The organism is Streptomyces sp. NPDC006265 (assembly GCF_040613555.1).
Taxonomy (GTDB): domain Bacteria; phylum Actinomycetota; class Actinomycetes; order Streptomycetales; family Streptomycetaceae; genus Streptomyces.
On record NZ_JBEXSH010000433.1, the window covers coordinates 1 to 7,523 of the forward strand.

Consider the following 7,523-nt stretch of genomic DNA (forward strand, 5'->3'; position numbering starts at 1 on the left):
GATGCCCCAGGCGTGCCCGGCCCGAGTTCGGCGGCGAGCGCGAGGGCGGCGACCAGCGGTGCCCGCCGGGCGGACATGTCGCTGTCGTAGGCGTGCGCCTGCGTCAGATCCGCGTGACGGGCGATCAGGCGGGCCTTCCCGCCCGGCTCGTCGAGCAGCTGGCGCAGGCGGTCGACGAACCGGGGACCGGCCGTCCCGAAGTGCTCGGCGGTGCCGTCGCGTACCTCGATCGCGGCGGCGGCCGATGCGGGGCCGTCGGTACCGAACGGGGCTTCCTTGATGGTGAGCACACGGGCGCCGGCGCCCTGGTCGGTGGTGAAGGTGAGGATGGACTGTTCGCCGGTGGAGATGACGATGGTTCGCCACGGGATGCCCGAGGGCCAGCCCCCGCCGCGTGCCTGCCCGTGGTTCTTCGGGATGGAGTACAGCAGCGCGTGCACCATCTCCGGGTCGCGCACCAACTTCGTCTCGTCGAAGACGACCGGCAGGCCGTTGACGAGGTTCAGGCGCTTCTCTGCGGCGAGCATCGTCGTGCGCCAGGAGTACAGGCCGTCGGCCCGCTCGCTCGGGTCGGCGAAGGTGCTCATGCCCGCGGCGGCGGCCGTGGTCTTCCCGCGCGTCGACCGGCCGGAGATGTCGATGGTGAAGGAGTTGATGCCGAGCAGGGGCAGCAGCGGCGCGGCGAGGCAGGCGAACAGCGGCATCTGCGCGGCCGGGTAGGCGGCGAGCCGCTTGATGGCGGCCTGCCACCCGGCGAAGGTGCCGGCGGGCCGGTGCGCGGCCAGCGCGGGCCGCTGCTCCTCGTGCTTGACCTCCACGCGGTGTGGCTCGTCCTGCGAGGTGACGAACGTGCCGTCCGTCTGCCAGCCCAGTTGGCGCGCGAGGTGCACGCGCGGGATCTTGTTCTGGTTCAGCGACTCGAAGGCGGCGAGCCAGCGTTCGGCCAGCTTGGCGTCAGCCTCGATGACCGGCAGGCCAGCGTCCCCCAGGGTGGCCACGAGGATGCGGCCCCGGCGGACCACGGAGCGGGGAACGATGCGGGTGACCAGTCGGCCCCGGTCCGTCCAGGCCAGCTCTACGGCCTGGTCGCCCTCGGGGTCGATGTAGACGGACCGGATGACGAGGGGCGACCACGCTACGCGGACGTCCATCACGTCGTCCTTGATGGCCTTCTCGACCCAGACGCCCGCGTGACTGATCTTGTAGCCCTGCGGGAGCCGTACCCCGGTCGGGACGAGTCGTTCGTCCGTCCAGGCCGGAGAGGCGTCCTGGCCGTCCTGGGCGTCCGCGCGGTCCGCGGGTGCCGCGTCCTGGGCGTCCTCGACGTTCATGCGGTGGCTCCCATGCGGTTGTACGCGGATCGGATCGTGGTGCGTGCCTCGCGCTCGTCCAGGCCCGCCTGGAGCGCTGCAGCAAGGAGGGCGTCCTGGGCGTCCGCGCGGCCGTCCCGGGCGTCCTCGGCGGCCCGGCACGCTGCCCAGAACAGGCGGTTGTTGCGGGTGCCGGGGGCGGAGTCGAGGACGAACGCGACCAGGCCCCGGACGTTCCCGGACGCCGGATGGGACGCGTCCCGCCACCGCGCCCTGCGGGCCGCGAACTGAGGTTTCGTGACAAGGGCATCCAGCAGCCAAGCCGGGGCCGAGGACGGGGGACGCTCCGGGTCCTCCAGCGCGTAGCGGAAGCCGGACGCGTGCCGCGCGCCGGGGCCGATGACGTAGGCGTTTCCGGCCCGCACGTCACCGCCGAACTGGCCCTGCAGGGCGCCCAGTCCGTTGCCCAGTTTCAGCGTGGCGGGGACCCAGAGGTAGTCGTGGTAGCCCTTGGCAGTGAGCACGCGCATGGTGGCCGGCCACCGCTCACCGTGGGCGCTTGCTACGTCCTCGATCGCTCCGGGCCGGTCGCTGTCCATGACCACCAACCGCGTCCTGTAGGGGCCCTGGCAGGCGCCTACGGCCACGGCGGGGTTCCGCAGTCCGCGGGAGAACGTCTCGTGCACGCGGCGTTCGTCGAGCGTCCAGGCGCGGGTGAAGGCCACGGCGGGGTGCTTGCCGCGCGAGCCGTCGCACGTCTTGTGCAGACCGGTGCAGCGCGGTGTGCGCGGGTGGTCGCAGGGGAACACGGGGAAGCCGTGCCGGATGAGCCACAGGGCGCCGTCAAGCGGCGTCACGAGGCCGTAGTTCCCCGTGGCACGCCCCTGCGCTACGGTGTCGGAAGACCCGGCGGTCAGCTGGTCACCCTCGTTCGCCCCCGTTGCCGCGGGGGCGTTCGTCTTTTCGCTGGTCACGCTGCGGCCCTGCTCTCCCGGGCCTTCAGCCACGCGTCAACGTCCGCACGTCGGTAGCGGACCGGCGAAGTGCGCCCGTCGCCCAGCTTGGTGTAGCGGGGACCGACACCAGCCCACCGCCAGTTCGCCAGCGTGCGAGTGCTCACCCCCAGTTCGTCGGCCACCTGCCGCGGAGACAGCTTCACTTCCACCATCGAGACCCCTTGTCGAGATTTTCTCGTCTAAGACTTGCATCATCGAGTGAGATGCCGTGATGATGGCGAGCGTAACGGGGAACACCCGGACAGGCAAGATCCGGGTTTCTGTCGAGATTAAGTAGACGGATACCATCCGGATCATGACGACAGGACGTATCGAGTTGGGACCGACAGGGCGGACTGTTGCCGCCAATGTGAAGCGGCTGAGGGAGGCCAGGGGGCTCACCCTTCGGGCGCTCTCAGCAGAGCTGAAGAGCAGGGGCCGGCCACTGAGTGCCGACGCGCTGAACAAGATTGAGAACGGCGCGAGTGAGGAGCCCAGGCAAGTGCGGCGCGTCGATGTCGACGACCTCATGGCGTTGGCGGTGGTGCTGGGGGTCCAACCGAACGCGCTGTTGTTGCCCGTGGACACCGAGCCGCTTACAGAGATCGAGGTCACGGGGTCCAGTGCCCGAGTGCCTGCGCTCATTGCGTGGGAGTGGGCGGACGGACAGACCACGCTCAGCGCTCCGGCGTCCGGTCACGCGGCTTACCAAGCCGCCATGCTGTACCGCCTCCACGGCCGACCGCACTGGATGGTCGAGCTGGAAGACGAGGAAGAGACCGGCGTCGCGGATCGTAGGTCCCGGCTGAGGCGCGTGACTGGGCTCGAGCGCGACGAGGCGACCGGCCGTTACCGGTTCAACCGAAGGGACAGGGGGGACGATGGCTCGGGTCTGGATTGAGGACCGCGCGAACCACGCCGACTACCAGGAGGCGCTGGAGCGCTGGCAGGCGGCGAAGCGCGAGGGGTCGAAGCGGCGGGCGCCCGGGCGGTGGCGGGTGCGCTGGTACGGCCCCGACGGGCAGGGCAAGGCGAAGACGTTCGGGAAGCTCCCCCAGGCCGAGGCCGAGCGGGACGCCATCGCCGCGCGGCTCGACAAGGGCTCTTACCGGGACCCTGCGTCGGGCAAGGCGGCCGTCAAGGTCGTGGCCGAGGAGTGGTTCGCGTCGAAGCGGAAGATCGGCCGGACCACGAAACGGGACTACCGAGACCTGCTCGACAACTACGTGATCCCCAAGTGGGGTGACTGGCAGGTGGCGGCCGTCCAGTGGGAAGACGTCGACGCCTGGGTCACCGAGCTGGAGACCGGCCCGGGGAAGTCCGGCCGGCCGATCGGCGCGGCCCGCATCATCAAGGCCTACCGCGTGCTGGCCATGGTCATGAAGCACGCCGTGTTCTCCAAGCGGATCAGCGTGAGCCCGTGCCACGATCACGAGCTTCCGCGCCCGGACGACGAGGACGAGCACGTCTACCTGACCTACGAGCAGCTGGAGCGGTTGGCGGACGCGGCCGGCGAGTACCGGTTGCTGATCCTCACGCTCGGGTACTGCGGCATCCGCTGGGCGGAGGCGTCCGCGGTGAAGGTCGGGCGCCTGGCCGTCGGTCAGCGCCGCATCCGCATCGTGCAGAACTACACCGACGTGTCCGGCGTCCTGGCGCTGGGGCCGGTGAAGAACCACGAGAAGCGCTCAGTGCCGGTCCCCCGCTCGTTCGCCGACGAGCTGGGCGCCCTCGCCCACGAGCGCAAGGCGGACGCCTTGCTCTTCACCGCGCCCGAGGGCGGCCCGCTCCGCTACGCCAACTTTCGCGCCCGGGTCTTCGACCCCGCGGTGAAGGCGGCCGGCCTTGAGGGCCTGGGCATCACACCGCACAAGCTGAGGCACACCGCGGCCTCCCTGGCCATCGCGGCCGGCGCCGACGTGAAGGTCGTGCAGACGATGCTGGGGCACAAGGACGCGGCCATGACCTTGAACATCTACGGCCACCTGTTCCCGGACCGGCTGGACGAGGTGGCGGACCGCTTGGACGCCGGGCGCGCCGTCGCACTGGACAAGCTGCGTGCGTCCCTCGCGGAAGCCGCGTAGGGGAAACCATGCGTACAGAATGCGTACTGCCCGCCCGGGGACCTCCCCGAACGGGCAGTGATCGAACGGCCTGTGATCTGCCGTTTCTCCTGAGAGCCCCCTGTCGGATTCGAACCGACGACCTACGCATTACAAGTGCGTTGCTCTGGCCAGCTGAGCTAAGGAGGCGGGCGCCGTGTGGCGCGTTGCCGCGCGCGAGGGCGGCTCCACTGTACACAGAGCCCGTTACGCCGAGCCACGAAGTTCCGTCCGGGCCGGAGCTACGGCGCCTGGAGGCCGGCACGGGCAGTCGTGAACCCGTACCGGCCGGCCGTAACGTGCCGCTTCGAAAATTTCCGCGAAGTTCACAGGCCCGGAACTACTGACAGACGTGTGAACGCCAGGTACCGTCCTGAGCCAGTTCACACGCGTGGACTACACCACAACGGAACACCCGTCGTGGCACCGCCTTCCTACTCGGATCGTCCGGCACGTTCCTGCCGGTAGAAGGGGTTCATTCACCATGGCCACTGTCTCGTTCGACAAGGCGACCCGGATCTACCCGGGTTCCACCAAGCCCGCCGTCGACGCGCTGGAGATCGACATCGAGGACGGCGAGTTCCTCGTCCTCGTCGGCCCCTCCGGCTGCGGCAAGTCCACCTCGCTCCGCATGCTCGCGGGGCTCGAGGACGTCAACGGCGGCGCCATCCGCATCGGTGACCGCGACGTCACGCACCTGCCGCCCAAGGACCGGGACATCGCCATGGTGTTCCAGAACTACGCGCTCTATCCGCACATGACCGTCGCCGACAACATGGGCTTCGCGCTCAAGATCGCCGGCGTCAACAAGGCGGAGATCCGGCAGAAGGTCGAAGAGGCCGCGAAGATCCTCGACCTCACCGACTACCTGGACCGCAAGCCGAAGGCGCTCTCCGGCGGTCAGCGCCAGCGTGTGGCCATGGGCCGCGCCATCGTGCGTGAGCCCCAGGTGTTCCTCATGGACGAGCCGCTGTCCAACCTGGACGCCAAGCTCCGTGTGTCCACGCGTACGCAGATCGCCTCGCTCCAGCGCCGCCTGGGCATCACCACCGTCTACGTCACCCACGACCAGGTCGAGGCCATGACGATGGGCGACCGTGTGGCGGTCCTCAAGGACGGTCTGCTCCAGCAGATCGACACCCCGCGCAACATGTACGACAAGCCCGCCAACCTCTTCGTGGCCGGCTTCATCGGCTCCCCGGCGATGAACCTCGTCGAGGTGCCGGTCACCGACGGCGGCGTGAAGTTCGGCAAGTCGGTCGTGCCGGTGCAGCGCGACGCGATCGCCGCCGCCACCGACAAGACCGTCACCGTCGGCGTCCGCCCCGAGCACTTCGAGGTGGCCGGTGCGGACGCCGAGCTGGGCCTCGCGGTCACGGTGAACGTCGTCGAGGAGCTCGGCGCCGACGCGTACGTCTACGGCACCGCCAAGGTCGGCGACGACTCCAAGGACCTCGTCGTCCGCGTCAGCGGCCGTGACGTCCCGGAGAAGGGCAGCCAGCTGCACGTCGTGCCCCGTCCCGGCGAGGCCCACGTGTTCTCGACGTCGACCGGTGCGCGCCTGTCCGACTGATCAACCGGCAAACGCACAACCCCGGGTGAATCACCCAGGTTGAGGGCGTGGGTCCGGCAGCGTGCTGCGGGACCCTCGCCGTTGTCGATAAATACCCGACAGACCGGACGTTTCGAGCTTTGTGCGTCAACCCCTTACCCGGAAAGTGGCACTCTCTCATCCCCCGAACCGGTGACTAAATGTCTACAAACCATCACCGGGCGCTACCCTCACACGCGTGAAGCACTCCATGAACCAACAGACGCGACGCGGCCGGGGCCCCGCCCGCCGGATCGGCCGCACCCTCGCTTTCGTCCTGCCCGTCGTCCTGGTGCTCTCCGGGACCCTCGCGGTCACCCGAGTCAACTGGTCGGGGAACTCCACCGACCCGGTGCTCACCGCCGCGGACACCTCCGTGGGGTCCCCACGGGTCGCCAAGCGCGCCCCCCAGGACGTCCTGCGCGACAAACTGCTGACCGAACTGCAGGAGGAAGACCCGGGCGCCGCCCTCACCCACCTTCAGCAGGCCGTCAACGACCGCCCGTCGCTGGCGAAGCACTGCGCGTCCATCGCCCGCGCCCTCGGCCAGGCGGCCGTCCGTGTCTACGGCCCCAACCGCGCCCAGTCCTACGCGCGCCCGGTCTGCGACACCGCCTTCGCCACCGGCGTCGCCGCCGCGCACAGCTGAGCGCACCGCCCTGCCGACGGGTGGGAAGTCCATTACGGCTGACGTGAGATCGATCGTCAGCCGCTGTCCCGGGCGGGACGCCACGTACAGTTCGTGTCCATGAGCGATCCGAGCGCCGCGTCCCGCCCCGTTCAAGCCGTCGTTCTGGCCGGTGGCCAGGGCTCCCGGCTGCGCCCGTACACCGACGACCGGCCCAAGCCGATGGTCGAGATCCCCGGGACGGGGACGCCGATCATCGGCCATCAGTTGTCCTGGCTCGCCGACGAGGGTGTGACGGACGTCGTGGTCTCCTGCGGCCATCTCGCCGAGGTGCTGCAGAAGTGGCTGGAGACGGCCGAGTTGCCCGTCTCCGTCACGACGGTCGTCGAGCCGGAGCCGCTCGGGCGCGGCGGCGGCCTCAAGTACGCCGCGGCGCGTCTCCCGCACCCCGACCAACCCTGGTACGCGACCAACGGGGACATCTGGACGCGGTTCTCGCTGCGGGACATGGCCGACTTCCACGCCGAGCGCGATGCCGTCGCGACGCTGGCGCTGGCTCGGCCCAGGCTGCCGTGGGGGGCGGTGCAGACCGACGGGTTCGGGCGTATCACCGACTTCATCGAGGCGCCGCCGTCGACGTTCGAGATCAACGCCGGCGTGTACGTCTTCTCACCCGAGTTCGCCGGGCTGTTGCCGCACCGGGGCGACCATGAGCGGACGACGTTTCCCCATCTGGCCCGGGAGCGGCGGCTGGCCGGGTTCACGATCCCCCAGGGGTCGTACTGGCGGGCCATCGACACGGCCATCAAGATCATCAGGTCGACGATCTTCGGTCTGCGGTCCCGCGACGACGACGCGGCACCCGGTCTGCGCTCCCGCGCGGTGCGTGCGATCGGC

Annotated in this window: 8 protein-coding genes and 1 tRNA gene; 5 read left to right on the forward strand and 4 right to left on the reverse strand. The window is 69.8% G+C overall.

Features of this window, described 5'->3' with window-relative positions:
* The 3 genes from ABZ281_RS29275 to ABZ281_RS29285 form a co-directional block, all read right to left on the reverse strand.
* Nucleotides 1-1,331 (reverse strand): DUF927 domain-containing protein (locus ABZ281_RS29275; protein ID WP_356660261.1); only part of this gene is annotated, 1,331 nt, incomplete at its 3' end.
* Complete coding sequence (locus tag ABZ281_RS29280) at nucleotides 1,328-2,284, reverse strand: bifunctional DNA primase/polymerase (protein ID WP_356660263.1); 957 nt, start codon at nucleotides 2,282-2,284, stop codon at nucleotides 1,328-1,330. The genes ABZ281_RS29275 and ABZ281_RS29280, both read right to left, overlap by 4 nt.
* A complete protein-coding gene (locus ABZ281_RS29285) occupies nucleotides 2,281-2,478 on the reverse strand; it encodes a helix-turn-helix domain-containing protein (RefSeq protein WP_356660265.1) in 198 nt (65 codons plus the stop codon). Before ABZ281_RS29285 ends, ABZ281_RS29280 begins: the two co-directional genes overlap by 4 nt.
* Before the next feature lie 143 nt (nucleotides 2,479-2,621).
* On the opposite strand from ABZ281_RS29285, the gene ABZ281_RS29290 reads away from it, so the two are divergent.
* Together ABZ281_RS29290 and ABZ281_RS29295 are read left to right on the forward strand one after the other, a co-directional pair.
* On the forward strand, nucleotides 2,622-3,206 hold the full coding sequence (locus ABZ281_RS29290) for a helix-turn-helix transcriptional regulator (RefSeq protein ID WP_356660267.1): 585 nt from the start codon (nucleotides 2,622-2,624) through the stop codon (nucleotides 3,204-3,206).
* Nucleotides 3,187-4,389, forward strand: coding sequence for a tyrosine-type recombinase/integrase (locus tag ABZ281_RS29295; protein WP_356660269.1), 1,203 nt, complete (start codon nucleotides 3,187-3,189; stop codon nucleotides 4,387-4,389). Before ABZ281_RS29290 ends, ABZ281_RS29295 begins: the two co-directional genes overlap by 20 nt.
* 94 nt (nucleotides 4,390-4,483) lie before the next feature.
* On the opposite strand, the gene ABZ281_RS29300 is transcribed toward ABZ281_RS29295, so the two are convergent.
* Nucleotides 4,484-4,557 (reverse strand) — tRNA-Thr (locus ABZ281_RS29300).
* Between the two features lie 334 nt (nucleotides 4,558-4,891).
* Here ABZ281_RS29300 and ugpC point away from each other — a divergent pair.
* The 3 genes from ugpC to ABZ281_RS29315 form a co-directional block, all read left to right on the forward strand.
* Nucleotides 4,892-5,980, forward strand: coding sequence for a sn-glycerol-3-phosphate ABC transporter ATP-binding protein UgpC (gene ugpC, locus ABZ281_RS29305; protein ID WP_356660271.1), 1,089 nt, complete (start codon nucleotides 4,892-4,894; stop codon nucleotides 5,978-5,980).
* 217 nt (nucleotides 5,981-6,197) lie between these two features.
* The gene (locus ABZ281_RS29310; RefSeq protein WP_356660273.1) at nucleotides 6,198-6,647 is read left to right on the forward strand and encodes a hypothetical protein; all 450 of its coding nucleotides are present in this window, start codon (nucleotides 6,198-6,200) and stop codon (nucleotides 6,645-6,647) included.
* 99 nt (nucleotides 6,648-6,746) lie between these two features.
* Nucleotides 6,747-7,523 (forward strand): nucleotidyltransferase family protein (locus ABZ281_RS29315; protein WP_356660275.1); only part of this gene is annotated, 777 nt, incomplete at its 3' end.

What these genes read in the sequence shown, in the direction of transcription:
- ABZ281_RS29285 (WP_356660265.1), bottom strand. Translation starts at nt 2,478, where the DNA reads ATGGTGGAAGTGAAGCTGTCTCCGCGGCAGGTGGCCGACGAACTGGGG.
- ABZ281_RS29290 (WP_356660267.1), top strand. Translation starts at nt 2,622, where the DNA reads ATGACGACAGGACGTATCGAGTTGGGACCGACAGGGCGGACTGTTGCC.
- ABZ281_RS29295 (WP_356660269.1), top strand. Translation starts at nt 3,187, where the DNA reads ATGGCTCGGGTCTGGATTGAGGACCGCGCGAACCACGCCGACTACCAG.
- ugpC (WP_356660271.1), top strand. Translation starts at nt 4,892, where the DNA reads ATGGCCACTGTCTCGTTCGACAAGGCGACCCGGATCTACCCGGGTTCC.